Source organism: Streptomyces sp. bgisy100 (assembly GCF_057709105.1).
Genome location: NZ_JBYITE010000073.1, coordinates 1 through 24,915, shown reverse-complemented (window position 1 = coordinate 24,915; position 24,915 = coordinate 1). Strand labels below are relative to the sequence as shown.

15 protein-coding genes are annotated in these 24,915 nt (G+C 69.5%); 5 read left to right on the top strand and 10 right to left on the bottom strand.

Annotated elements, in window-relative coordinates; all coding sequences use genetic code 11:
* The first annotated feature begins 69 nt into the window (after positions 1 to 69).
* Positions 70 to 1,320: an NAD(P)/FAD-dependent oxidoreductase gene (locus AC3EQ1_RS29695; RefSeq protein WP_432097410.1), complete on the top strand. Its 1,251-nt coding sequence runs from the start codon at positions 70 to 72 to the stop codon at positions 1,318 to 1,320.
* Positions 1,321 to 1,468: 148 nt separating this feature from the next.
* On the opposite strand, the gene AC3EQ1_RS29690 is transcribed toward AC3EQ1_RS29695, so the two are convergent.
* Positions 1,469 to 2,017, bottom strand: coding sequence for a hypothetical protein (locus AC3EQ1_RS29690; protein WP_432097409.1), 549 nt, complete (start codon positions 2,015 to 2,017; stop codon positions 1,469 to 1,471).
* A 604-nt stretch (positions 2,018 to 2,621) separates the two neighbouring features.
* Between AC3EQ1_RS29690 and AC3EQ1_RS29685 the strand changes: the two genes are divergently transcribed.
* Positions 2,622 to 4,310 carry a penicillin-binding transpeptidase domain-containing protein gene (locus AC3EQ1_RS29685; protein WP_432097408.1) on the top strand — a complete coding sequence of 563 codons (1,689 nt, stop codon included), beginning with the start codon at positions 2,622 to 2,624 and terminating at the stop codon, positions 4,308 to 4,310.
* A 605-nt stretch (positions 4,311 to 4,915) separates the two neighbouring features.
* Here the strand turns inward: AC3EQ1_RS29685 and AC3EQ1_RS29680 are convergent.
* Entirely contained in the window at positions 4,916 to 5,689 is a 774-nt protein-coding gene (locus AC3EQ1_RS29680; RefSeq protein ID WP_432097407.1) for a DUF5707 domain-containing protein, read from the bottom strand.
* A gap of 95 nt (positions 5,690 to 5,784) precedes the next feature.
* Positions 5,785 to 6,198 (bottom strand): cupredoxin domain-containing protein, encoded by a 414-nt coding sequence (locus tag AC3EQ1_RS29675; RefSeq protein ID WP_432097406.1) that lies wholly within the window; start codon positions 6,196 to 6,198, stop codon positions 5,785 to 5,787.
* 285 nt (positions 6,199 to 6,483) lie between these two features.
* Between AC3EQ1_RS29675 and AC3EQ1_RS29670 the strand changes: the two genes are divergently transcribed.
* From AC3EQ1_RS29670 to efeU, 3 genes are read left to right on the top strand one after another with little or no spacing between them, the layout of a single operon-like run.
* A complete protein-coding gene (locus AC3EQ1_RS29670) occupies positions 6,484 to 7,086 on the top strand; it encodes an iron transporter (RefSeq protein WP_432097405.1) in 603 nt (200 codons plus the stop codon).
* 3 nt (positions 7,087 to 7,089) lie between these two features.
* A complete protein-coding gene (locus tag AC3EQ1_RS29665) occupies positions 7,090 to 7,716 on the top strand; it encodes a hypothetical protein (protein WP_432097404.1) in 627 nt (208 codons plus the stop codon).
* A 34-nt stretch (positions 7,717 to 7,750) separates the two neighbouring features.
* On the top strand, positions 7,751 to 8,572 hold the full coding sequence (gene efeU, locus AC3EQ1_RS29660; protein ID WP_432097403.1) for an iron uptake transporter permease EfeU: 822 nt from the start codon (positions 7,751 to 7,753) through the stop codon (positions 8,570 to 8,572).
* Positions 8,573 to 8,726: 154 nt separating this feature from the next.
* Here the strand turns inward: efeU and AC3EQ1_RS29655 are convergent, their stop codons facing one another.
* From AC3EQ1_RS29655 to AC3EQ1_RS29625, 7 genes are all read right to left on the bottom strand, one after another.
* A complete protein-coding gene (locus AC3EQ1_RS29655) occupies positions 8,727 to 9,158 on the bottom strand; it encodes a class I SAM-dependent methyltransferase (RefSeq protein ID WP_432097402.1) in 432 nt (143 codons plus the stop codon).
* 890 nt (positions 9,159 to 10,048) lie between these two features.
* Positions 10,049 to 11,359, bottom strand: coding sequence for a TIGR02679 family protein (locus AC3EQ1_RS29650; protein WP_432097401.1), 1,311 nt, complete (start codon positions 11,357 to 11,359; stop codon positions 10,049 to 10,051).
* A complete protein-coding gene (locus tag AC3EQ1_RS29645) occupies positions 11,356 to 15,489 on the bottom strand; it encodes a TIGR02680 family protein (protein WP_432097400.1) in 4,134 nt (1,377 codons plus the stop codon). The genes AC3EQ1_RS29650 and AC3EQ1_RS29645 overlap by 4 nt, the downstream gene beginning before the upstream one ends.
* Positions 15,486 to 16,799 (bottom strand): TIGR02678 family protein, encoded by a 1,314-nt coding sequence (locus AC3EQ1_RS29640; protein WP_432097399.1) that lies wholly within the window; start codon positions 16,797 to 16,799, stop codon positions 15,486 to 15,488. The genes AC3EQ1_RS29645 and AC3EQ1_RS29640 overlap by 4 nt, the downstream gene beginning before the upstream one ends.
* Entirely contained in the window at positions 16,796 to 18,352 is a 1,557-nt protein-coding gene (locus tag AC3EQ1_RS29635) for a TIGR02677 family protein (RefSeq protein WP_432097398.1), read from the bottom strand. The genes AC3EQ1_RS29640 and AC3EQ1_RS29635 overlap by 4 nt, the downstream gene beginning before the upstream one ends.
* A 117-nt stretch (positions 18,353 to 18,469) precedes the next feature.
* Entirely contained in the window at positions 18,470 to 22,978 is a 4,509-nt protein-coding gene (locus tag AC3EQ1_RS29630) for a sacsin N-terminal ATP-binding-like domain-containing protein (protein ID WP_432097397.1), read from the bottom strand.
* Positions 22,965 to 24,915, bottom strand: a 1,951-nt coding sequence (locus AC3EQ1_RS29625) for an RNaseH domain-containing protein (RefSeq protein ID WP_432097396.1), incomplete at its 5' end; no start/stop codon positions are given. The genes AC3EQ1_RS29630 and AC3EQ1_RS29625, both read right to left, overlap by 14 nt.

The window sequence follows — 24,915 nt, the reverse complement described above, 5'->3', positions numbered from 1 at the left end:
CAGAGGCCGGGACCGCCGAACGGACCATGACCGGCCTGCGGGCAGTGCCAACGCAGCAGAGGAGAGATCATGACCGCCAACCCAGCATTCGTGATCGTCGGGGCCGGCCTCGCCGGCGCGAAGGCAGCACAGACACTCCGGGAAGAGGGCTTCGACGGCCCGGTCACGCTGCTCGGAGAGGAGCATGAGCGCCCCTACGAACGGCCGCCACTCTCCAAGGGCTACCTGCTGGGCAAGGATGAGCGTGAGACGGTCTATGCCCATCCTTCACAGTGGTACACCCAGAACGACGTCGACCTGCGACTGGGCGCCAGGGCCACCACGATCGACCCGGCCGCCCATGAGGTGCATCTCGCCGACGGCAGCCGCACCGGCTACGCGAAGCTGCTCCTGACGACCGGCTCTTCCCCTCGCCGGCTTCCCCTGTCCGGAGACGACCTGGACGGGGTGCTCTATCTGCGCCGGCTCGCCGACAGCGACCGCATCAAGGAAACCTTCGAGTCCGCATCCCGGGTCGCCGTCATCGGCGCCGGCTGGATCGGGCTGGAGACCGCTGCCGCCGCCCGGGCCGCCGGCCTCGAAGTCACCGTCCTGGAGAGGTCGGAACTCCCGCTGCTGCACGTCCTGGGCCGCGCGGTTTCCCGGATCTTCGCCGACCTGCACACCGACCACGGGGTCGACCTGCGCTGCGGCGTCCAGGTCGCGGAGATCACCGGCGTCGGCGGACAGGCGAACGGCGTGCTGCTGACCGACGGCAACCACATCGACGCCGACGCGGTCATCGTCGGGATCGGCATCACCCCCAACAGCCGGCTCGCCACAGCCGCCGGTCTGGAGGTCGACAACGGCATCCGGGTCGACGCCCAGCTGCGCACGTCCCACCCGGACATCTACGCTGCCGGGGACGTCGCCAACGCGTTTCACCCGCTGCTCGGCAAGCACATCCGCGTCGAGCACTGGGCCAACGCCCTCAACCAGCCCCAGACTGCCGCCAAGGCGATGCTCGGCCAGGAGGTGGCGTACGACCGCGTTCCGTACTTCTTCACCGACCAGTACGACCTGGGCATGGAGTACACCGGCTACGTCGAACCCGGCGCCTACGACCAGGTCGTCTTCCGGGGCCGGACCGACACCCGGGAGTTCGTCGCGTTCTGGCTCGCCGAGAATCGTGTACTGGCCGGGATGAACGTCAACGTCTGGGACGTCACTGATCCGATCCGCGACCTCGTCAACTCAGGCCGGACCGTCGACCCGAACGAACTCGCCGACGCAGAGCTGCCCCTGACAGTGCATCTCGGGCGTACCGGCGGGACCGTCTGAGCCGGAAGGGCGTTTCGATCCCGCCGGCCCGGCGATCAGCGAACGTGAACCTGTGGACCGCTCCCGGCCTCAGGTTCAGCCGTTCGCCCCTCCCCGCTCTTGTGCGGCAAGGCTCCCCGACCAGTCTCCAGCAAGCATTCATCGACGGTCAGACATGTTCCATGAGCGCCGAGTAAGCCCGCTGCAGCCCTTGCTCGTAGCCTGCTCTCATCTCGACGTACATGTGCCCTCCGGCTGTGCACGCGTCGCGTAGGGCGCGGCTCTGCTCTGTGACCCACGCCGCCATCCGCTGGTAGGCAGCCTCATCGGCCCCATCGAGCCAGTCGGGTGCGATCCGCAGGTCATCCACGGTGAGGCCGGTATTACCGAGGAAAACCGAGACCAGCCGCAGCCCGTGAGCGGCTGCGGCCGTGGCCGCAGCCGGTGTCACGATGTCGCCCTCGACGACGTAGCCGTCCAGCGGGTCGGACTCGTCGAGGCCGTCCGCGACAGCACGGAGGAACTCGACGAGGAACGGCTGGGCCGATGCGGCCTTGTCCAGGTGGGTGCCGTGGCGCACTCCGTGCTGCGGCGCGGCGTTCTGCAGCATCGACACCAGCACGTCGGTCGGGCAGCCCGGTATGCCGGCGCGCTCCAGGAACATGTGCGCGAGGGCGCTCTTGCCCACCCTTGGGGGCCCGCCGATCAGGTAGATCACATACAGAACGTACCCGGGTAAGCACTCAGTCGGCCTCGCAGTTTTCGGCTTCCTGACCATGACATCCGATCAGCTGGGTTCAGATGCGTACGGTCGCCGGGGCGATCGTGATGTGGTCAACGAAGTGCTTCGGACCCTCGCCTGCCTCCTACCGCATAGTGATCGAGGCCGAAGCGGACCAGCCCGGCTGGATGCACTGAACGTAGCTCCGTGCCGCATTTCTGCCCGACGCGGCGAGAGACCCGTAGTCAATACCTCAGAAATTCGGGTCCCCTTGGCCGCACTGCACCCGAGCGACTTCTGGATAAGGAATCGCGGTAGCTCGACAGAGCACTTTCGCCTGGTGGCCTAAATCACGAACACAGAGCCCAAGTGACGTAAATCAGCTCAGCCCAGAAGCAGATTCCCCTGATAGGAGCCCACCGGGCGCCCAGCCATAGGAATTCACCCGCTTCTTCCGGATTGCGACAATCCTCCGGGAAAGGGGAGGCCGGACGATCCCTGCCTGGCTCGACACCTGGATCTCAGCGTGTCTAGAGTGCGCCGCGCAGACGCTCTTAACCGGTCGTTCAAGAGAGAATCGAGAGACTTCGGGAGTTTCCCCATGGGGAGTCGCGGCAAGCCGAAGCGCAGCAGTGCGCAGGTGGCTGTCATCGCCGGGGCGATCGCCGCGACGGTGGGGGCCGGCGGGTACGGCGCGTACAGCCTCATGAGCTCGAGCGACACCGCCTCCGGCGAGAACCGCCCCGCACCGGTGAAGACCGGCCCGCCGAGCGCGGTTGAGGTCCGCGCCATCGCGCGGGACTTCCTCGACGCCTGGGCGGCGGGCGCATCGGACCGCGCAGCGGCTCTGACCGACGACCGTGAGGCCGCGGCGACCGCGCTGACCGGTTACCGGAAGGAGGCCCACGTCGCAAAGGTGTCTCTGAGGGCGGGCACGCCCACTGGCACAACCGTGCCGTTCAGGGTCAGCGCCGAGATTTCGTACGAGGGAAAGCGCGCCACCTGGACGTACGAATCCGAGCTCGGCGTGGTCCGTGAGAAGAAGACGGGCAAGGCGCTGGTCGGCTGGCGACCCACCGTCGTCCACCCGGACCTGCACAGCGGCGACACCCTGAAGACCGGTAGGTCGGAGGCTCCACCCATCAAGGCCGTGGACCGCCACGGCGCCGCGCTGACCGAGAAGGAACACCCGGCACTGCGCGAGGTGCTCTCCAGCCTGCGCGAGAGGTACGGGGAGGAGGCCGGCGGCACAGCAGGCGTGGAGCTGTGGATCGCGCGGGCCGACAAGGCGAGGGCCGATTCCGGTTCGCGTGCGCAAGCGGACGGCAAGGACGCCGAGCGCCCCGACGAGACCCTCAAGGTGCTCTCCGAGGGCAGGCCCGGCACGCTCCGTACGACACTCGACTCGGAGCTCCAGACCGTCACCGAAAAAGCGGCGGGCAAGCGTCCGAAAGCCGCGGCGGCGGTCCTCGACCCGGACACGGGCGAGATCCTCGCGGCCGCCAACTCCCCTGCTCGCGGATTCAACACGGCCTTCCAGGGCTCCTTCGCGCCCGGTTCCACGATGAAGGTCATCTCGTCGGCGCTGCTGATCGACAAGGATCTCGCCGCCTACGGCAAGCCGCACCCCTGCCCCAAGTACGTGACATACGGCGGCTGGAAGTTCCAGAACGACGACAAGTTCGAGATCAAGAGAGGCACCTTCGAGCAGAGCTTCGCCCGCTCCTGCAATACCGCCTTCATCAGCCAGGCCGAGAAGCTCGACGATGACGACCTGACCAAGGAGGCGCGGGACGTCTTCGGGATCGGGCTGACCTGGGAGACCGGCGTGCCCAGCTTCGACGGTGCGGTTCCGGTGCAGACCGGTGCCCCGAAGGCTGCATCGCTGATCGGCCAGGGTGGAGTCCGGATGAACCCGCTCACCATGGCATCCGTGGCGTCCACCGTCCGTTCGGGAGCCTTCCACCAGCCGTACATCGTCGCCCCTTCGGTCGACAAACGGCAGCTCGCCAAGTCGTCCCGCCCGCTGTCCGCGGACACCGCGAAACAGTTGCGCTCCCTGATGCGGCTGACCGCGACCTCGGGCACCGCGGCCGAAGCAATGGCGGGGCTCGACGGGAAGCTCGGTGCGAAGACGGGATCGGCGGAGGTCGACGGGCAGAAGAAGCCCAACGGCTGGTTCACGGCCTACCGAAACGGCCTGGCTGCGGCAGCGATCGTCCCAGGGGGCGGGCACGGCGGATCGTCGGCGGGCCCCCTCGTCGCCCAGATCCTGCGCTCGGCGGACTGAGCGTGCGGTAGGTGAGCCGGGCCGGCTCTGTTCAGGACAGGAGTACCGGTCCCGGCCGAGCGGGAGGCTCCAACCGCCGAGTTCCGGCTTCGGCGAAGCGGCCGGCGTACCGATACCAAGAAGTAGCCTCCGGACACGGGCGGGGCTGAGCGGGGGGCTCCATCCCCGCCCGCGTCGGGCACGGATCCTTCAGCCGGGGGGACCTTGGATCCGTCGTGTGCCGACGATCAAATCGGCACACTCAGTTCTGCGCCGTCGGCTCATCAAATGTCACACCCGCAGGGCGAGCGAATTCCCGCGCGCGCCCGTATCGGACGAATTGCGCTCGCCGGGTAACGCAACGGCTCCCTTCACTCTGACTGCGACCTCTCCCCTATTCCGCCAAGGAGAGGCCCGCATCAGTTTGGGACTCCATCGAATAGAACCGAACCCATGCCGGGCAATCGGCAGCACCACCGCAGCCAGGGCGGCAACCACCGGCTCGACCGCAACCGGGATAGGCGGATGGCCTTGGTCATCCACACCATCGCCTGCACTTCGGCGGTGTTCCAGGGCCTGCAAGGCGCCGGGGCCTCCACGGCACCCGGCGCCACGACTGCTGGACGCTACTGCACTTCGACGTAGTCGCCCGTCGCCTTGACGGCCGGAGTGGTCGAGGTGCCGGCGAAGTTCCAGCGCCAGTAGCCGTCCACGGACGCGGTGGCCGTGGCCTTGAGGTCACCGGTGCTGGAAGTGTTCACCGTCTGGAGGGTGTTGTAGGTGCTGGTGCCCGTTTTGCGGAACTGGAGCTTGACCGGCTGGGCGGTGTAGCCCGCGTAGGTGTCGGTGTCCCAGTTGGCCCGGGTCAGCCTCCCGGTGACCGTAAGGGGCTTGCCGGCGGCTATCGGCTCCGGACTCGCGTTGACGGTCAGCTTGGAGAATCGCTGGAGCCGGACGATGGTGTAGGCGTCCAGCACGGTGCGGCTGTCGTCGTTCGCCCACACCTCGATGCCGACCTTCCAGGTTCCGGCGTCGGCATTGGCCAGCCACGCGTCCGGTTCGAAGGTGAAGGTCTTCGAGCAGGTGGAGGTGGTCGTTGAGGAGGCGACGCAGGCTGCCGGGGAGGTGTCCTCGTTCGGCTCCAGGTAGCCGTCCGGGTTGTCCGGGTCGGTGCCGCGCCAGAGGTGGAAGTCGGCGTCCCAGATGCCCGAGGGGTCGGTGGCGGTCACCGACACCGTGACCGTCTTGTCGGCGAGGCCAATCGCGACGTCCTTGCCGCCACTGACGGTGGCAGTGTTGATCTGGACGTCACCGACGGTCTCGTCCCCGTACGCGACGGCGGTGGACCAGCCCAAGGCGACGGCAGTGCCGAGTACAGCGAAGATTGCGCGCTTGCGCATGAATCTCCCCAGTGTGCAGAAGAAGCCCGCCGATGCGCGGCGGGCGAAGAATGAGGCGCCAACTGTAGCCCCAGGGCACGACGGAGGGCGTGAGGTCATCCGTGCCGCTTGGCCGTGACGGTGATCTTGCCGCGGATGCCGTCGCCGACCATGCCCGGCTTGCATGCCGTGGCGTACGCCCCGGGCTCGGACACCTTCACGCTCATCGTGCGGGAGGTGCCGGGGCCGATGCCCTCGACCTCGCTGACGACCTTTCGGTCGGGCCCGTAGAGGTAGAACTCGGTGATCTTGCTGCCTTGGTTGGAGACCTTGAAGGCGATGGGTCCGGCCTCGGCGGAGGTCCTGGAGAGTTTGCAGGCGTCGTCGGTGGCCTCGACGGCGATGGCTCCCGACTTCGAGTCGCTGCTGTCGCTCTTCTCGGCGCAGCCGGTCAGGGCGGCGAGCAGTCCTGCGGCGAGCAGGGTCGCGACCATGGGCCGGGCCATGGACTGGGGCATGGGCTGAGGCATGCGAAGCGTCATGAGGGTGGTTCTCCCGGGGAGGGCAGGGGCGGCGGGGGGAGGCGGACGCAGTGTAAGCAACAGTGCGGCTGAGTTGTCCAAATCTCGAACAACTATCGGCACTTCTTGAGCGTTGCCAACAGCCCGACCCTGCCCAACTCCTCTGGAAAACGCGGCCTCTTCCCACGAACGCCGCCCACTTCACTCCTAATGTCCGGATTGCGCGATGGGTTGACTCGAACGTGTCATGTACTTAGGTTCGCCTTACCTCACCCGCAGCGAAAGGTTTCAGCCATGCCCAGATTCGTACCCGCCGTGTGCCTCGCGGTGCCACTCGCTCTCGCCCTGACCGCCTGCGGTGGCGCCGAGCCGGACACGAAGCCCGCCGGCCAGAGTGCGTCGAAGGAGAAGGCCCCGGCCGGCGTCGCGCACCAGTACACCGTTCTGGAGGCGGAGATCGCGGCCCGGGGCGGCAAGACGCGCGTGGGCGACTACCGCGTCGGCTACATCGTCGAGGCGGCCGAGCCCTGGTTCCACGCGGAGCACGGCGCGCATGGCAAGCAGGTCCACCGAGCGCCGGCCAAGGACGAGACCCACCACATCGAGATCATCCCGATGGAGGCCAAGACCGGCCGCATCGTGCCCGACGTTCCCATCACGCTCGAAGTGGTCAACGAGGACGGCAAGGTCGTCCAGGCCAAGGAACTGAACTTCTACTACTCGGAGTTCTTCCACTACGCCAACAACTTCTCGATACCCGAGACCGGCAAGTACACCCTCCGCGCGAAGCTCGACACTCCGAGGTTCCTGCGGCACGGCGCCAGCGGCGAGAAGCCGGCGCTCGACGAGGGGGCAACCGCCACGTTCCGCAACGTGGAACTCAAGCCGGAGAGCTGACCGGTGCAATCCACCACCGTCAGAGGCCGGGCTGTACTCGGCCCCCGGCAGGCCCGTGAACCGGGACAGCCGGCCCTGGCAGTCGAAGACGAGAGCCCCGACGGCGCTCCGACACCGTCGTGGGCGCTGGTCGCCCTGGGCGTCGTGGCGTGCGCGGTCCTGGCAGCGGCCTGCTGGACGGCCTCCCATGTCCACGCCGACCCTCCGTTGCGGACCGCAGCCCGCTTTCTCCACCTCGCGGGGCTCATCGTCGGGCTGGGTGCCGTGCTCGCCGTCGACTGGTTCGCCCTGCTGTGGCTGCTCGGACGTCGCCGTCTGAGCGATGCCCTCCAGACCGCCTGTGCGCTGCAGACACCGATCTGGCTGGGGCTGGGCGGACTCGTCCTCAGCGGGCTGTTCCTCCGCCCGGACCTGTCATCACCGCTGACATTGGTCAAGCTCGGACTCGTCCTCGCCGTCATGCTCAACGGCCTCTACGCGCACTGGCTCGGCCAGCGCCTGAGGCTGGTGCAGGAGCACCCCGCAGGCGTGCCGCGGCGCCTGCTGATGCAGACGGGGATCGCCGCCACGATCTCCCAGGGCGGATGGTGGGGCGCCGGCGTCATCGGCTTCCTCAACAGCCATCCCTGAACCGCCACCTCACGATTTTCGCTAGGAGACCGGCGTGCTCGCCAACTATCTGATCGGCCTGCGCGAGGGACTGGAAGCCAGCCTCGTGGTCTGCATCCTCGTCGCCTACCTCGTCAAGACCGACAACCGCAGCAAACTGCCGCCGATCTGGCTCGGGGTGGGCATCGCCGTCGGCCTGAGCCTGACCGTGGGCGCGGTACTGCAATTCGGCTCCTCCCAACTGACCTTCGAGGCACAGGAGGCGCTCGGCGGCGCCCTGTCCATCGTGGCCGTCGGGCTGGTCACCTGGATGGTCTTCTGGATGCGCCGCACCGCCCGGCACCTCAGAGCCGAGCTGCAGGGCAAGCTGAACGAAGCCCTGGCCGTCGGGACCGGCGCGCTGGTCGCCACCGCATTCCTTGCGGTCGGCCGGGAGGGCCTGGAGACGGCGCTGTTCATCTGGTCCGCCGTCCAGGCGACGGGCGACGGCGCGCCGCCGGTGCTCGGAGCCGCGCTGGGACTGCTCTCGGCCGTCGTGCTCGGCTGGCTCTTCTACCGTGGCGCACTGCGCATCAACCTGGCGAAGTTCTTCACCTGGACCGGCGCCCTGCTGGTCGTCGTGGCAGCAGGCGTCCTCGCCTACGGCATCCACGACCTGCAGGAGGCCGACCTCCTCCCCGGCCTGGACGACCGGCTCTTCGACATCAGCGCGACCATCCCTCCCGACAGCTGGTACGGCACCCTGCTCAAGGGCATCTTCAACTTCCAGCCCAACCCCAGCGTGCTGCAGGCCACCGCCTGGGCGCTCTATCTGGCACCCGTCCTGTTCTGGTTCCTGCGCCCTCACCCCGCCGAAGAGGCGCGGGCACCGGCGTAAATCCTCCCCTCATGCGGATATCCGGTCGCGGAAAGCACGCCGATCTTCCTGCCGCTCGCACCAGCTCCCGCCCGGCTCGGTCCGCGACGGCGAACTCGTTGCAGCGTTGGCAGACGGCCTTGTCGGGCCGATCCCTTCACCCGACCCGAGTGGATCACGCAAGGCGGATCCGGGTCATCGGGTCACCCGTGTCGAGGTAGAGGCAGGAGTTCGGCTTGAGGGCACGTCGGATGTGCTCGACCGCGGATGGGTACAGCTCGCGGTGGCGGCCGTCCAGAGCACCGACGCGGCAGGCGAAAGCCAGGTCGAAGAGGCCGGTCCCCTCGGGCAGAGCGAAGTTCTCCACCGCAGCGCAGTGCGTGGAGAGGAGCCCGGCCTCGATCTCGCCCGCACAGTGGCGGCGCGTTCTGTCGATCCCGGCCCGGGACCGGTCCAGCACCAGGATGTGGCCGGTGGGAGCCACTCTCCGCGCGACCTCGCGTGCGGCGGCCCCAGGCGCACCACCGATCTCCAGCACCCGTATTCCCGGCTCCAGCGGGAGAACGTCGACGACCCGGCGCAGCCGTTCCGACAGACCATCAGGCATTCGCTGACCACTTCATCGCTGCGGGTACCTTCCGGTGGTTCGCCCTCTTCCGATCTCTCCGATTCGGGCACGCAGGGTCGATGCATATTGGACCTGAAATATGGGTTATTTGCACTATAGCCGTCGGGGTTGCGGCTCGGAGGACACAGGAACGGCGGCAGGGTTCGGCGAACGGGGCGAGCGGGACCCAGGCAGCGGTCACGGCGAATACATCCCGTCGGCGCGGGGTACGTGCGAGGCGCCGACGGGATGCCCGGCGTTTCCGTACGGGTGATGTCAGCCGACGTGGATGCGGGGACGCCGACTGCGGTCCGGTTCGGCTCCCCGAATCCCGGCGGCCGTACGGCCGTCGGATTCACCTCCGAGGAGAGGCTCTTCCAGGCGCTGGGCTGTGGACGATGCGACGCCGGCGGTTCTGGAACGCTTCCGCCTCATCACAGACCTTCGCCTCGCCGATTGATCGCCTCCTCGCTCCCTGCGTCGCAACGTTCACCGACCCCGGCGCCGCAGCCCATCACCGGATTGCCACCACTGGGCGAACCGCCGATTCCGCCGCTCCGGAGCCTGCTCGACCTGCCTCACCGTCAGTCCGCATGCTTAAGCCAGCCGGTCGGGCCTGATCCCCTCGGAAGACTCCTCCTCGAGCCTTCGGAGGCAGGGTACGGAGAATTGGCGGCGACGCCCTGAACGATCTTGCTCAGCCCAGGAAGCTCAGCCGCACCTGGCGGTGGGTTGTCCTTGTTGGTGTCCACCAACCTCCGTTAAGACAACTCCCAAGCTACCTGGTGGCACGCTCCATGTGATGCGTCATCGAAACTAGGCCACGCAAAACGGCAGTCGACATCACCACAGGTCAGCACCGGCCTACGGCCCTTCAATCGCCTGGAGCGTTACGAATAGCCGGAGGGGTGCTGGCGAGCCGCAGCAGCGAGATCTTCCAACAGCACATCGGCTACCAGCTCCTCGACCACGGCGATGTCGTGCTCCGCCATGGCTTCGGCCAACTCGGGATCCCACGGTGCTCCGGTGATGCGCCCCGGTCGAGGACCGTGCGCGTTGCGGACGATCGCGGATCGGTAGTCTGCCTCCGTCATGCGCCAGGGGTGGGCCCCTGTTTTCTCCATGACGTATGCGGCAATGCGGATGCCTTCGCCGTCGAAGTCACCGTGGTAACGGAGAGTAGCGCCTTGGTCCGCGAGTAGACGCAGGAGCTGGATAGCTGCGCTGTTGGGCCAGCCGGACGTGCAGACAAGCGGCGGGCAGTTGGAGCCGAAGCGACGGAGGGCGAGAGCCAAGATACTGGGGTTCTCCACTACGTGGACGACGAGTGGTGCAGGGGTGGCGGGCAGGGTGAGCTCGCCCGGGCTCCTGACGTGGGCGAGGGTCAGGCTGGCGGCCTGGCCGGCCTCGGTGCATAGGCGGGCCACACGGGCGAGAAGGCCGTCGCCAACAGGGCGTAGTCCGCAGGTGACGACGGTGGCGGACAGCTCGTCGTCGGCGACGCCAGCGCGGGACCACAGGGCGCGCCGTTCCGTTGCGGACTGCGGTGGAGCAATGTCGTACAGAGTCGCCAGGGCACGCAGGACGAGGGTGGAGACGGGTGTGCCATCGTCGAGAGCGTGCGCGTGGCCGTTGAGGACTCGGGCGGCGAAGACGGGCAGGGGTTCGGCCTGGCCGGGTAGTTCGGCGAGTACCTTGAGCGCGTCGGTGAGCAGCGCACGGGTGCGTTCCGCCGAGCCGCCGACCAGCCCTGCGGCTCGACAGGACGCAGCCCAGTCGGCGAGCACCGGCTGTGCCCGTACCGTGTCGTGAGCAGCCAGCCAGGTCCACAGCCCGGCGCGTTCGCCTTCCTGGCGGCGGCGTTCACCGGCTCTGTCGCCGAGTGGGCCGATGAGTTCGGCGACGACTTCTCGTACGGTACGGCCGGAGAGCTCGCTGACGGCCTCCTCCAGGCGGGCCAGGGCGACGGAGGGCTGGGGGGCCGGCAGGCGGTCCAGGCCGAGGAGGTCTGCGAGGGCTTCGCGCTGGGTCTCGTCCAGCAGTCCGAGGCGTACGCGTGTGACGGGGCGGCCGGAGGAGAGACGGTCGTGGACCGTCTGCCAGACCGGATGGAGTTCGGGGCGGCGAAGGGTCGCGTCGCCCGACGCGAGATGCTCCCGAGAGGTCGTCCCGCCGGACACGGGGTGGTCTCGCAAGGTCACCCTTCCTCCATTCCGGTGCCGTTCCAGACGAAGCGCGCGCTGGTGACGGCGTCGTCTCCGTCGGTCAGGAGTTGGTGGACGGCGATGCCGGGCAGCTCCCTGTAGTTTCCCCACTCGTGGTCGGAGGTGATCATGAGGTCCAGGTCGAGTGCGGTGAGCAAGGCGAAGACCTGTCCGCGGTTGACGGTGTCGACGCCGACGAAGACCTCGTCGAGGAGGATCGGGCGGGGGGCCAGGGGCACGTCCGCGTAGTGGGCCGCGACGGCGGCGAACAGGGGCAGGTGCAGTGCGATGGCTTTCTCCCCGCCGGAGAGCGCGCCGTGCAGCCGCTTGGTCAGGGGCTGCCAGCCGCTCCCGTCCGCCCGGTCGAGGCGGACGGTGAAGGTGTGCCAGGCGGTGTAGTCGAGCACCTCGCCGAGGTGCTCCTCCCAGCTCGCGGCCGTGTCGCTGCCTTTGGCCTCCTCGATGCGGGCACGGAAGAAGGCGTGCAGGGCCTCCCGGTCGGACTCGGTGACCCGACCGGGGTCCTTCAGGAGCAGCTGGCGGGCGGTGCGGGTGCTATCGGGGAGGTCCGGGCGGACGTCCCAGACAAGCTGGACGGCGACGTTGGAGGCGGTACGGACCCGCTCCAGGTGCCCGTTCATGTGCGCGACGAGTTCGCCGGCCCGGCGGATGCGGGCGGCGAGGTGGCGGCGGATGTCACCGGTGAGGATCTGGTCGAAGAGGCGCCGTTCGGCGGTGCTGATGTCGTCGCGGCTGCGGTCACGCTCCTGGGTGAGCGCGGCAAGTAGACCGGTCGCCCCGACGCGGACGCCCTCCAGGGTGGCGGTGAAGAGCTGGATGTCGTCGTCGGGCTCCAGCTCCAGGTCGGCGCGGACGCCGAGGTGGCGGCGGGCCTCGTGGACGGCTTCGGAGAGGCGGGTGGCGGCGTCGCCGAGGTGGCGCGGGGCATGCGGGACCTGGGGCCACCGTGCCGCCATGGCGCGCGCGGCCTCCAGAGTGGCCTTGGTACCGTCCCCGGCGTCGAGTTCGGGTACGACGCCCGCGTCCTCGGCCAGACCCACCAGGCACAGGTGCCGGAACCGCTGCGCCGCGCCGTCGCGGGCCTCGACTGCCTTCTCCTGCCGGTCGGCGTCCTGGCCACTGGTGGCCCGCAGCTCTCCGATGCGGCCTTCCAGGCTCAGGAGGAGCTCGGCTACCTGGCGGGCTTCCTTGCCGCAGCGGACCCGTTCGGCACGGGTCTCCGCAACGCGCGCGACGATCTGCCGGTAGTCCGCGCCGACCGTCTCCTCCACCGCCTTCAGACGTGCCGTCATACCAGCCGCCTTCGCTTCCGCAGCGGCCGCGTCGGCGGCCTGCTTCTCGGCGAGAAGTCGTGACCGGTCCGCCCGTGCGGCCGTCTCCCTAGCCCTTTCAGCGGCCGCGATCGCGTCGATGCGGGCGTCCGTCCAGGTATCGGCGAGGTCGCGGAACCTCTCCACGTCGCGGCCGAGTTCGCGCAGCCGGTCGCGGTCCGTGGGCAGTCCGTGTTCGGCGGCCCTGCGGCTCAGCGTGCGCAGCGCGCCGGCCACGTCACCCTCGCGTGCGGCCAGATGCTCGGTCGCGTCGCGTACGGCGTCGTCCCGGGCGGCCACCTTCTCCTCGGCCCGGTCCCAGTCTCGTCGGCAGGCGTCGAGTTCCCGGTGGTCGGGCCGGGCGGCGCGGTCGTCCGCCAGCCGGGCGGCGCGGACACCGAGTTCCCGCAGCCGGTCGGCGAGGGTGGCCAGGGAGGCGTCCTTCTCGGCGATCAGCTCGGTCAGTTCGGCGATCTCACGCTGCTTTGCCCGCTGCCGGGCGAGGGCTCCGATATGGGCGGGCTCCGGCTTGCTCCAGGAACCCGTGGCCGGCGCGAGGCGCCAGGCGCCGTCGGAGGAGACTGCCGCAGGGTGCCCGCCGGGCAGGGTGGTGCCATACGCGATGCCGGCGAGGATGCGGGTCACGGTGCCGGCCGGTACGGGGATGTCCTCCTCGGGCCTCAGCACGTCCAACAGGCTGGAGCCGGGGGCGGTCGTGGCGAGGCCGACCTCGACACGGGTGTCGTGCCCAGGAAGGGTGAGCCCTTCGGATGCGCTCACCCATGCGTCCAGGAGGCCCGACGCCTCCAGTGCCGCTTCCACCGCAGCCTGTACGGGGAGCGGGACGTCCTCGTGGAAGGCGATCAGCCGCCACAGCGGCGCGCCCGCCGCAGCCGTACGGACGGCGGTGCGGGTGGGTGGAGCGACGGGCTGGAGATCGGTCTCGCCGCTGAGCTTGCGCCTCCGCGCGTCGAGCAGGTCCCGTTCCTGCTCCAACCCCTGTTGTGCGGTGCGGACTCCGGCCCGCTCCGTGGTGATCTCCTGGTCCAGCGGTCGTGCGACCGTTTCGACCAGCTCACGCACGTCTGCCTCGACGGCCGCCCTGGCGGCCAGTTCATCGAGGTCGGGGATGCGCAGCTCCGTGCAGTCCCGGGCCCAGGCGAGCAGCCGTTCCGCCTGGGCTGCGAGGGCGTTGTCTCCGGCGGTGGCGGCCGCGTCGCGGCGGGCGATCGCGTCCGCAAGCCGGGTTCGGGCCTCGTCCAGCAGGCCCTCGGCGGTACTCCGGTCGCGCACCGCCCGGTCGTGGGCGTCGATCGCGTCGGTGATGTCGGCGACCTGCTCCCGTCGGGCGGTGACCGCGCCCCGGAGTAGACGACGGGCGGCGGCGCCAGGAACATCGGACCGCCTGCTCCCCGTCCTGACCGCGGTGTTCGCCGTCCCGCTGCCGAGGGACTTCACCTCCCCTTCCACGTCCAGAATCGTCTTCACCTCGTGGTGAATGGACTCCATGCCTGCGGCCCGGGCCGAGCGGTGTGCCTCGTCCGCGGCCGCGCGGGCGTGCTCGTCGCGCGAGCGGGCGTGTCCCGCGACCTCGTCGGCGTGCTTCCGGACCTCCTCCGCCTCGGTCTCGGCGGACCGGGCGGCGGTACGCAGCTCCGCGGCGGCCGCGACCTGTTCCTCGGTGCCGCGACGGAGCCGGTCGAGCTCCTCCCCCTTCTGGTAGGCGTCGCTCTCCCGGAGCCCTTCGACGATCTCGTCCAAGGCATGCGCCCGCAGTTCCAGTTCCTCGCGCAGGGCCAGGGTCGAGGCGCGCTCCTCGCACGCCTTCTCGTACTCCTCGGCGCTGACGCGGGCGTCCCGGGTGAGGTCGTCCATCTCGGTAGTCGCAGAGATCAGCGCTGCCGCGCCGGCCCGCAGGACCCGGCGAGCGTAGGCGCGCTGCCGGGAGGCGACGTTCTCGGCCGCCGTCACCTCGGCGTCGAGCCGGTCGAGGTGCTCCCGCTGTCGGTCCAGGCGCTCGAAGCCCTCGGCGAGCTCGGTGATCTCTCCTTCGCCGAGCGGGGGCAGGGCGCGGGACAGCAGGGTGGACAGCAGGGAGGGGTCGAGCCGTTCGGACAACTTGGGCTGGCGGAGCTGGAGCAAGGCGGAGAGCAGGGACTCGTACCGCTGCTCACCCATGCCCGCAAAGAGTTCGCGCCGCACGGTTGTGCGGTAGTCGACGGCTGACGGATGCACTTCGCCGCAGTCGCGCAGGGCTTCGGCGAGGGCCGCTTTGGTCAGGGGCTGTCCGGTGTCGTTGACGAGGTGGACCCCGTCGGGATGGGCGATCCGGGCGGTGGTGGTGAAGTAGTCGGCGTGCGCCGTGGTGGTGTGCACGCTCGCGTGCAGGCGGGCTCCGCAACCGAACCAGTGCTCGGTGCCGTCGTCTCCGACGCGGCGGAACTCCATCCACACATACCCAACACGGGTCTTTCCGGACGCTCCCTGGCCGAGCAGGTTCCAGTGCATCGTGCGCTCCGAACCCCCGAACGTGGAGAGGCGGTTGGGGCGGAGGCTGGCGTCGAAGAGGAAGGGGAGCAACAGTTCCAGGGCCTTGGACTTGCCGGTGCCGTTCTGACCGCGCAGCAGCAGGCGACCCTGGTGGAAGGTGAAGGTCTCGTCGTAGTAGCGCCAGACGTTGAGGATGCCCGCGCGATGGGACTGCCAGCGTCCGCGGCCGGTGTCCGCGTCGTGAACGGGTGACGGCTCGATGGTCTCTTCGGGCCGTCGCTGGAGGGGAAGCTCCGTCACGCTCACTGCTTGTCTCCTTCTCCGGCGCCGCCGACGGCGGTCACGGCTAGCGGATCGTTCTTCGAGGCTGGGCCGATGGTCTCCGTCAGGCGGTAGCGGTACGCGGCCGGTCGCGCGACGACACGGTCTCGGGCCCTGGCTGCCAGGCCGACGTCGAGCAGGATCCGTACGGCGTCGTCGGCGAGGCGGGCCGGACCTTCCTCCGACTGGTACGCCCTGGCCCAGCTCGGGAAGCGGCGCAGCAGCTCCGCTCCGGCCTCGGCCAGCTGCTCGGGCAGCAGGCCCGCGGGCGTGGCGCAGAGCGGTGCGAGGAGGAGTAGCGCGGCGACTCGGGCTGTGGAGGTGTCGTCGGGGAAGCAGACGTCGGTGGCGATGGCGTCCGGGTCGACGAGTAGAAAACCCTCTGCCCGTTCCTCCAGGAGGAAACCGGCCTGTTCGACAGAGCGGCGCAGGATCTGGCGTCCGGTCAAAGAGGTGACGTAAGCGAGCTCGTCATCGGCGAGGTCGGTTCGGTAGAGCACGGGGTCGTCGAAGAGGCGGCGCAGCACCGAGTGGCGCAGCCGCAGGTTGCGCTGCGCATCCGTGGTCGCGGCGGTCTCGGCGTGCGTGTCGTCGGCCGTCCCGTCGGCAGAAGCGCCTCCGTAGCGGCGCTCCCTGACCAGGCCGGCAAGGAGGTCCTCGAACCGCGCGGACACCTCCTCCGGGGGTACGGCGAGCCGGGAGGCGCCGACCGGTGCGGCGGGCAGCCTCATGAGCAGTGTGTTGTCCACGCGATAGAGGACCTTCGCCTCCGCGGAGTCGACGTACGTCTCGGTCGTGCCGTCCACAACACGCAGCACGTCGTACGACTCCAGCAGCTTCAAGACGTCGACGAACGCCATGCGCTCCGGCCGGCGGACCGGGTCGAACCCCGCCAGCGCGCGGTCGGCTGCCATGGCCTGGACGACGCGGTCAGCCAGCATGCCGATGGTCGTCATCGGCATCGACAGCAGCTCCGCGGCGGTCACGCACAGCAGGACGTACCGTCGGCGGTCGAACGGGGCCCGGCCGGAACGCGCCCGGCGAGCGGGGCGGGAGCCGTCGGGGTTGACGCGGACCTTGGTGAGGCGGGCGTAGCCCCGGCGGGGCTCCACGACCAGATTCCAGCCGCAGGTGTAGTCGAACCAACGAGCCAGCGGGTCACGGCGGCGGCGCACCAGATCGAAACCGGTCGGGTCGGCTGCCTCGGTGAGCAGCGGGCGGGCCAGAAGGAGGCGGATGGCACGGGCGACCTCCTCCCGTTCGGCGGAGGCAAGTTGGTTGGCGAGGGTGCTCATCCTGCGGCCCCCTGCCCCGTGGCGGCGCGGACTGCCGGGAAGGCGATCGCCCCGCCCACGGCCGTGACGTGGATGACGTAGTCCGGTCCTGCCATCGTCCCCTGCACGGTACGCAGTACGGCGGTGCGCCCGTCGGGGGGCGGCGACAGCGCCACCTCCACCCGGCCGTCGCCGGTCGTGGCCCGTCGCCGGCCACCCGCGTCCGGCCGGGCGGCCAACGCCCGGCCCAGCAGGTCGAGGAGACGGTCGAAGGCCGCGGGGTCGAGGGTGCTGAAAGAGGAGAGCCGTACCGAGCCGTCCGTCTCCAGCGCCTGCCAGGCGCGTGCCAGTTCCGCTCGCTCCGCCCGGGCCCGCTCGGCGCGTTCCGCCCTGACCGCCTCAACGTTCCGCACCGTGGCCGTACGAGTGAAGCGTTCGGTCCGTCCGCTGGTCCTCAGCAGGGCCGACACCTGTACCGGCGGCGCCTCGGACCAGGAATGGGACGAGGGGATGAGCTCCGGGTCCGGGTGGGCAAGGTGGGCATGGCGGGCCGGGCCGAGGCCGAAGGCGGCCGACCACAGCCGGTGCAGGTCCTCCTCGTCGGGAGCCGCAGCAAACCAGCGCGCGAGCTCCCGGAAGTCCTGTACGGCGCTGGAGGGGCGGCGCCGGGACTCGTTGATCCGCTCCAGCACCTGCAGGAGGGAGACGATGGCGCGCCGGGCGATGTCGTGCAGCTGCTCGATCCGGGGGCGCGTCCCGTCGTCCGGCAGGAACCAGGCCCTCAGCCCCGCCCAGCGCGCCCGCCGGCTCTCCAGCCAGCCGGCTGCCGGGTCCTCTCCCGGGGTCGGAGGCAGCTCGGCACCGCGCAGGGCCCGCTCACGCAGCACCGCGATGCCCCGCTCCTCCACGCGGGCCACGGCGGCGGCCACCGTCTCGCCGCGCCGGTCGAGATTGACCAGGAACTCCTGGAGATACGCGACGGTGGCGGCCTTCACCTCACGGAACACTTCCAGATCCACTCCTTCGGCGCGAAGGAGCCTCTGCAACTGGCCGTTGAAGGTCTTGGTGTTCTCCACCAGGCCCTCCAGATGGCCCTCCAGCTCCCGCAGGGTGCTGAAGATCCGTCGGTCGGCCGCGGCAGGTTCGCCTGACAGGAGTGTCAGCTCGTCGAGCCGGTCAGCGATCGCCTCCAGCACCGCGGTCTGCAGGGCCCCTGTGGAGGCCAGCACCTCCAGGGCGTGTCGCACCCCGGCGAGCGCGGCCTCGCCCCGGCGGGTCAGCGAGTAGTGCAGGTTGCGCCGCTCGTACTCCTCGGCCGTGCGGTAGTTCTGGGCGTGGTTGTGAACCACGTCGAGGAGTTCCCACTTCACCAGCCGTTTCAGTGTCTCGTGCAGTTCCTCGTCCTCGAGGTCCGAGACCCAGCCCACCGCACGCAGCCGCTCCCGTACACCGTCGAGCCCGAGCGCGGTCTCCAGGTGCTCGCCAGCCACCCCGAAAGCCTCGAGCACGGCCCCGTTCAAGTCGGCCGTCTCCCCCGTGGTGAACCGGAACATCTCCGGCGGAACCCTGCGCATGCTGGTACGTCCCCTCCTCCGCCACCCCTGCGGTACTTCGGCGCCCACGTTAAGGGGCGGTCCGAAATCACGTTCTCGAGTCGCTGTCATCATTCTCATGGCAGTCACGGCCGAGGATTACTCCGTGCTCTCGAACGGGTAGACAAGGCTCTGCGCGCCCCGGATGCCGGAGACGAGTACGTTGCTGCTCGGACGGTAGGGCAGGTGCTTCAACGGCTCCAGGATGATCCGTACGGTGACCGGTGCGGCTCCGGCCTCCAAACCGGAGACGACCACAAGGAAGAAATCGTCGCTTTCGATCGCCCGCTGGAACTCCGCAGGGGTGAGCTGGATCGTGTCCGGCTCGGCACCGCCGTACGTCTTGAGTTCGTAGAACCGGGCCAGCTCGTCCACTGCGTCCGCCCCCAAACCGTGCTGAGCCCTCAGGTCACGCAGCTCGGTCTCGTCCAGCGCCAGAGCCCGGCGTACGAGGTCCAGTGCCGCCTTCTCCTGCTCCACGGCCGTATAGGGACGTGCGGCGGTGCGCTGCTGGGGGACGGCCGAGCCGGACCGGGGCTGGGGCAGGGCCGGGCCCTTCTTCGGGGCGGTGCCCGTCGCGGGCCCGGCCCCGGATTGCGGTGCCGTGAGGTTTCCCCGGTCCACGACGAGACGGAGGGTGGCGGGATCCACCAGTCGGCGGAACGAAGCGGGGGGCCGCATGGCCGGGACGGAGGGGTCCCGGCCACTGATCGTCGACGGGGCTCCCGCAACCGGACGCCTTTGCCGTCCGTTCGTCCGGCCGCGTCGGTCCGCCTCTTCCCGCATCTCCATGAGCCGGCGATCGCGTTCGGCGACGGCGGCTTCCTGTTCACGGCGGACCTGATCCTCCGCGAGGCTAAGGTCCACGGCGGTGCGGCCCCGCTCCGCCCGGTCACACGCGGCGGTCCAGGCGAGGGCCGCCGCCCTGCGGTGTCCCGGGAACTTGGTGGCGATCGAAGCACCGCCCGCAGAGGGCCGGTTCACCGCTGACAGGTCACGGACATACAGGGTGCTGGAAGCCCAGTCGACACCGGCGTCGACGGATACTTCCACCGGAGTACCGGACAGTTCCACCCGGCAGATCAGGTCCGGTGCCACGCTCACCGTGAGTGCCGCGAGTCCGTCCCAGGAGCCGTCCAGGCCGCGGGCCACCTCCGGGGCGTTGCGTTGCAGGTCCTCGCGCAGATGGGTGACAGCCGCGCGGACCAGTTCCGTCGCGTCCGGATCGTGCGAAGCGACAATGGAGCTGTGCACACTGAGTTGCTCCACCCCGATCCACGTGAGGCGCAGGGCCCCGGCCAGTGGACGGAACTGATCCAGCTCTGCTCCCGGCCGCCACACGGCGTGGTCACGGCCCAAGCCGTCGGCGACCATGGGGTCCTCGACCGCGTACACAGGCCGCTTGCTCAGCCATCCCTTGCTCGTGACCAGGGGAAGTCTTCCCAGCCGCCCGGCTGTCAGCTCCTCCGACCGGACGGCAGAGGGGCGACGGAGCATCTTCAGGGTCTCCAGGACTACCGATTGAGTGGTTCCCTCCGGAACGTTCCGTCGCTCCCTCCTGTCCTGCTGCGCCAACTCCCTGATCACCTTCACAGCGTCGTCGACGGTCGGCCGACGCGCCCCGAGCCGCGTCCAGAACGCCTCGCCACCGGTGAACACGGGAGCGAAGGCCCGTGACGCTCCGAACAGTGGCTCGCCGATGAGGCACTCGCCCGGGCGCCGCCAGCCGGAGTTCGTGAGGACCAGCCCTTCGCCTGTTGTGAAGGCACGAAGGACTTCACTGAACGGCATCTCTCCCGATCCGCCCGAAGTCCCCCTTCCGGTGGCGCGCTCGGCCAGGGCTTCGTAGACGATCAGTGCGGCGGGGGCGTTTCGTTCAGCCCCGTCCTTCTCCTCACGACGGAGCCGCCGCAGGCACTCGACGAGATCGCGGGTACGGGCGTCTCCGACGACGTCCAGGGCTCGGAGTACCTCAGTACGCCGCCGTGCCTGCTCCTGGATGTCCGGATGCAGGAATTGGGCGTCCCCGTCCCCGTAGACGGCCACGGTGCCCGCGGTGCGGGTACGGAGCCGGAAGGGGCTGGACGGAGTGCCGTTCCGGTCGTCCAGCCAGGCCACCTCGCGTAGTTGCCAGAGCCATAGGGCGGCCGTCTGCCCTCGGTCGTGCCATGTGTGGTAGTCGAAAGCCGCACCGACCTCGGCATGTTCGGAGAAGCGACTCCATGAGCGGCCGAGTACGTGGAGAAGCGCGGCCGCCCTGCGTCGGCGACGTGCAGAGTCGTCGTCCTTCGCGATATCGGTTGCCACGGCATACAGGTCGGGGCAGTCGTAATCGTTGAGGGTGTAGGTCGCGCGAAGAGCCTCCAGCGCTTTCGTGCGCGCCTTCGAACCCGAGGCGAAGGCTGAGGGAAGTCCTCTGGCGCCTCGTTCGAACCGCGAGTGCTGTCCAGGATGACTGCGCGGCCGGGGAGCCGTCTCGGCACCAAGCAACCGGAGAAATCTCAGGGCTCCGATGCTGCCGCCTTGCAACACCTTGGCGTAACGCGATCGCAGCCACGCGGGGCCGGAAGTCGAGCCGGCGGCGAAGGCGAAGCTCTCGTCGTGCTCGGCGCTGTCCAGCCCGGACGGAAGATAGGCCCGGGCAGGTGCGATCTCCACGTCCTCCCGCGCTCCCTCGGTGGTGTAGCGGTGGCCTTGGAGCCGCACTGCCAGCCCGACCTTCCTGCCCCACAGCTCACGGCGGCTCTCCGGTACGTGTGCGAAACCGTCCCGCAGCGCCACGAGCTGCTCATCCGTGAGGACAAGCCCAGCTCCACCTCGCGCACCCCCGGAGTCTGCGAGACGCTGAATCACCGCTGCCGGATCGTCGTCGTTGAGCAGTACCCCTTGCTTGCCGAGCCATTCCCGGACCGACCGCGCGTCGTCGGTGTCGGCCAGAAAGTCCGGGTGGATCTCACGGGTGAGCCCCAGTTCGACTCCGAGCCCACGAGGAGTGGCGGCAAACAGCACGGGTACAGAGCCGCGCATGCCGTACTGCGTACCGGAACTGTCCACCAGCCAATCACGTGACAACAGGAGGCCACTCCAGCCCGCTTCGATGGCTCGCGCGACCAGTCGGACCGTCGCTCGTGGTGATCGGCTCCCGTCGCCAAGGAGGTCCAGCGTGTCGTACACCTCGACCCGGGCCGGTGCGCCGACACCGTTCTCCTCCCACTCCGACAACACCTCCCGCCACCTGCCGTCCGGGTCTCGCATCGCTCCGGGCAGCGCGGCGGGCACATCAGCCAGACGGGCGACCTCCTCCTCGGTCACGGCACCTTCGAGTTCTTCGTCCTCCACGGCAAGCGACTCGAGATCGAGGAGACCCTCCCCCGGGACCTCCAGGAGCAGCTTCGCGGACACCAGACGCCGGGCGTGGTCGAGCAACCGCTGTTCCATCACAGCAGCCGGATTGCGCCCGTCACGGACGTGATCCGGCAGGGGAACAGCACTCCAGGCGTTCACCGGATCCTGCCGGAACTGCCGCAGAACGGCTGCCGTCCACAGATCGGCCACCAATGGAACGAGCGCACGGTTCCACGGCGTTTCGTCGAGCGCCTGCCGGCTGGCGAGCGGATCGAACTGCGCACTCGTCCAGAGGGCCGGCCCGATCTCCTGAACCGGCAGACCGACGTGGATCCGTCCGGGACCGCCGTGTCCGAGCGGAAGGGCGACGGCGAGAGTCGTGGTGGGTCCGGCAGCCTTGTGCGCCCTGTCGATGCCCGAGGGACTGGGCACGGTGGTACGGCACACCAGCCATCGAGTCCCAGTGGCCGCGCGGGCGAGGTGGGTCCCCACCTCTGCCGGTCCACCACCGACCTCAGCCTCGAAGCCGGGTCCGGGCTCCCGGGATAGAGCAAGCCGGTGCCGGACGCCGCCCTGCCTATCCAGGTGCGTGACGTCGGATACGTGGTCGAGGAAGAGCAGCGCGCCGGAGGTCCAGGCAGCGAGCCACCCGTCGACGCTCTCCGCGTCGAGCGCACCGGGTGCAAAGGGAACGCGGAACACGGTCCAGGCGTCGTCCGCGAACCAGTCCGGTACGACGAGCGGTTCGGCGACGGAGACATAGGGATCGCCGATGCGCACCCGGTAGTGGCCACTGTGCACTTCCAGATGGGGAGCAAGCGACTGCAGCGTCATCAGCCCGATGCCGAACCGCCCTGTGGATTCGGCTTCGTCCGCCTTGCTGGACAGCCACGGCATGGCCAGGGCCACTACGTCCGGCAACCGCACCGGGGCACCGTTATGGGCAACGAGAAGGTCTCGCTCCCTGGTGAGGACGCGCACTTCTGAGGCGCCGAGATCCTCCGAGTTCTGCACGATCTCAGACAGGCCCTGCAGTGGATCACTCGAAAGGTTGCCCGCGTGGTCCCGGGTCCGGCCGAAGGCGTGGCGAACCATCCCGGGCAGTGTCGCGAACCGTTTGCCCAGGTGCTCGACGGCTGCGGCCGTCGCTTCACCGCCCGCCGGCTCCGGTACGGCGTTCGCGTCCCGCATTTCCTCCTGATCGAAGATGCGGTCGGCGAACCCGACGGCCCGCGCGGCCGCCTTCGTGTCACGCGTTCCCATGTGCCTGGTCCTCGTCGTCCTCATCGGTTTCGAAGTCGAATGCGAGCTGCCCTGGGACGTCTTCGACGCCGGTCCCTGCGACCGGCCCCGCCGTCGGATCAACCGCCTCCTCCTCGTCGTGCGGCAGCGCGTACTCGTCCGCAAGCCGTGCGAGGTGGAGAGCAAGCGGCAGGCCGAGCACGTCCCGGTAGTCGTCCTTGCAGATGCGCTGTTGGTGGACGAACGCGGCCCATGCCTCGGGGTCGTCTCCAGGCTGAAGGCAAGCCAGGGTGAGCTCCAGTAGCTCGGGGTTCCACGCGTTCACCGTCGGCCGGTGGGCGCTCCGGCCAGCGGGGTTGACGTGAGGGGTCAGCTTCGCATCGTCGTTCGTCAACTTCGTCTGCGTGCTCGCCTTGTCCGCCGTGCTGTAGAAGACACGGCCGGGGGCTCCGGGCTCGTCGGGCACCCACAGTCCCATGCCGAAGCCGCCCCGCTGTTGCCCGGCCAACTCTTCCTCACGCTCCTCCCGTTCCGCCCACCACTGGGGCGTCTCGTCACGGCCGCTGTCAGCGACCCTGACGACCCGAAAATGCTTGCCGTAGAGACCGATCCGCTGCGCTGGGCCCCCGTCGAGGCCGATCCGATCCACCTCGAGCCCACCGTTGGTGAGCCACGGCCAGCGCTTGCGCACGTCCTGTGCGTGGGCCAGGACCAGGGTCGGCGTGCCGCGCAGACTCGCCAGGGTCCTCCTAATGAAGGCCGCCGTGACTGCCGACTGCTGCGCCGAGGTCCTCAGGTCATTCCCCCGCACTCGTCCGGTCAGGATCCGGAGCAGGTCCGGGTAGGGCATCCACTCCGAGGCGTCCGCGGTCCGTCCGAGAACACACGGTGCGTCCGGCCGGAGCAACACGGCGATCGGGGTGAACTGTGCCCTACCCGTGGGACCGTCGACCCGGCGCTCGACCAGATGGAAGGCCACCTGGTTCAGTCCGGAAGGGATGCGATCGCCGAGAGTGTGCTGGGGCACCAGGCGCATCCCAGTCTGACGAAGGCCGTCCGCCCAGGCCGCTTCGGCCCGCAGGGCGGCGTCCTTCTCGGCGTCAGCCCTGTCCATCGCGGTGTCCAGGGGGCGGATGAACTGGGTGACCAAACCTGCGTCCGCGCACCCGAGCCGAATCGCGTACTTGGGGTCGGTACGCCTCGCGGGACCTTGGAACGCTTCGCTTCCTTCCAGCTCGACAAGGGCGATCCGAGCCCCGGACACCTGCTCCCTCAGGCGGGTCATCGCCTCGGCGACCCGTCCGCGCCGCTCACGGATGGCCTGGTCGTGTTCCTGTCCCGCGCGCGGCGGCCGGTCCTCCGCTCCGAGAGGGGATCCCAGCTCACCCAGCGGGTGGGCGTGGAGCCGCACCGTGAGCTCCTCGGCCTCCCACACCCATGTCTCCGGTCCTCGTTCACGCCGAAACTCTGCGAGCCCGAGCGTGCTCTCAGCGGTGGCGACGAGCCGGTCCCGCTGGTCGTCGGTCTGGTGAACCAGGAAGCCGACGAGGTCGGTGCCGTCCAGCGTCGCGGCGAGCGCCGCACGTCGCACCCGCGCGTTGTCCGCCGCAGTCCGTTCCGTCCGCTCCAGGAGGGCGGCGAGCTCTTCGACGGTGGCGTTGTTTGGCATGGAGGGCCGCTTCGTGAGCTGTCTGACAGGCGGGCGACCATACCGGCTGCGCTGGAGCTTCGGGACGGGAACGAACTCGGGGGCCAGCGCCTGCTCGGCCCACTCGATGAGACGGCGGCGTTCGCTGGGCATCAGTCCGGTCCCGATGGGGTGTCTGCCCATGGCGGCCTGGTGACCGACCGCCAGCCTGATGCCGTCCTTCCCGTCCCCGATCCAGTGGTCGGCCTCCTTGACCAGTCGATCCACCGACGGGAGCCCGTCGAGCGCGGCGACGGCGGCGAGCATGCCG

Bases quoted from the DNA above. Each gene is read 5' to 3' on its own strand.
- AC3EQ1_RS29695 (WP_432097410.1), top strand. From the start codon at position 70: ATGACCGCCAACCCAGCATTCGTGATCGTCGGGGCCGGCCTCGCCGGC.
- AC3EQ1_RS29685 (WP_432097408.1), top strand. From the start codon at position 2,622: ATGGGGAGTCGCGGCAAGCCGAAGCGCAGCAGTGCGCAGGTGGCTGTC.
- AC3EQ1_RS29680 (WP_432097407.1), bottom strand. From the start codon at position 5,689: ATGCGCAAGCGCGCAATCTTCGCTGTACTCGGCACTGCCGTCGCCTTG.
- AC3EQ1_RS29675 (WP_432097406.1), bottom strand. From the start codon at position 6,198: ATGCCTCAGCCCATGCCCCAGTCCATGGCCCGGCCCATGGTCGCGACC.
- AC3EQ1_RS29670 (WP_432097405.1), top strand. From the start codon at position 6,484: ATGCCCAGATTCGTACCCGCCGTGTGCCTCGCGGTGCCACTCGCTCTC.
- AC3EQ1_RS29655 (WP_432097402.1), bottom strand. From the start codon at position 9,158: ATGCCTGATGGTCTGTCGGAACGGCTGCGCCGGGTCGTCGACGTTCTC.
- AC3EQ1_RS29640 (WP_432097399.1), bottom strand. From the start codon at position 16,799: ATGAGCACCCTCGCCAACCAACTTGCCTCCGCCGAACGGGAGGAGGTC.
- AC3EQ1_RS29635 (WP_432097398.1), bottom strand. From the start codon at position 18,352: ATGCGCAGGGTTCCGCCGGAGATGTTCCGGTTCACCACGGGGGAGACG.
- AC3EQ1_RS29630 (WP_432097397.1), bottom strand. From the start codon at position 22,978: ATGGGAACGCGTGACACGAAGGCGGCCGCGCGGGCCGTCGGGTTCGCC.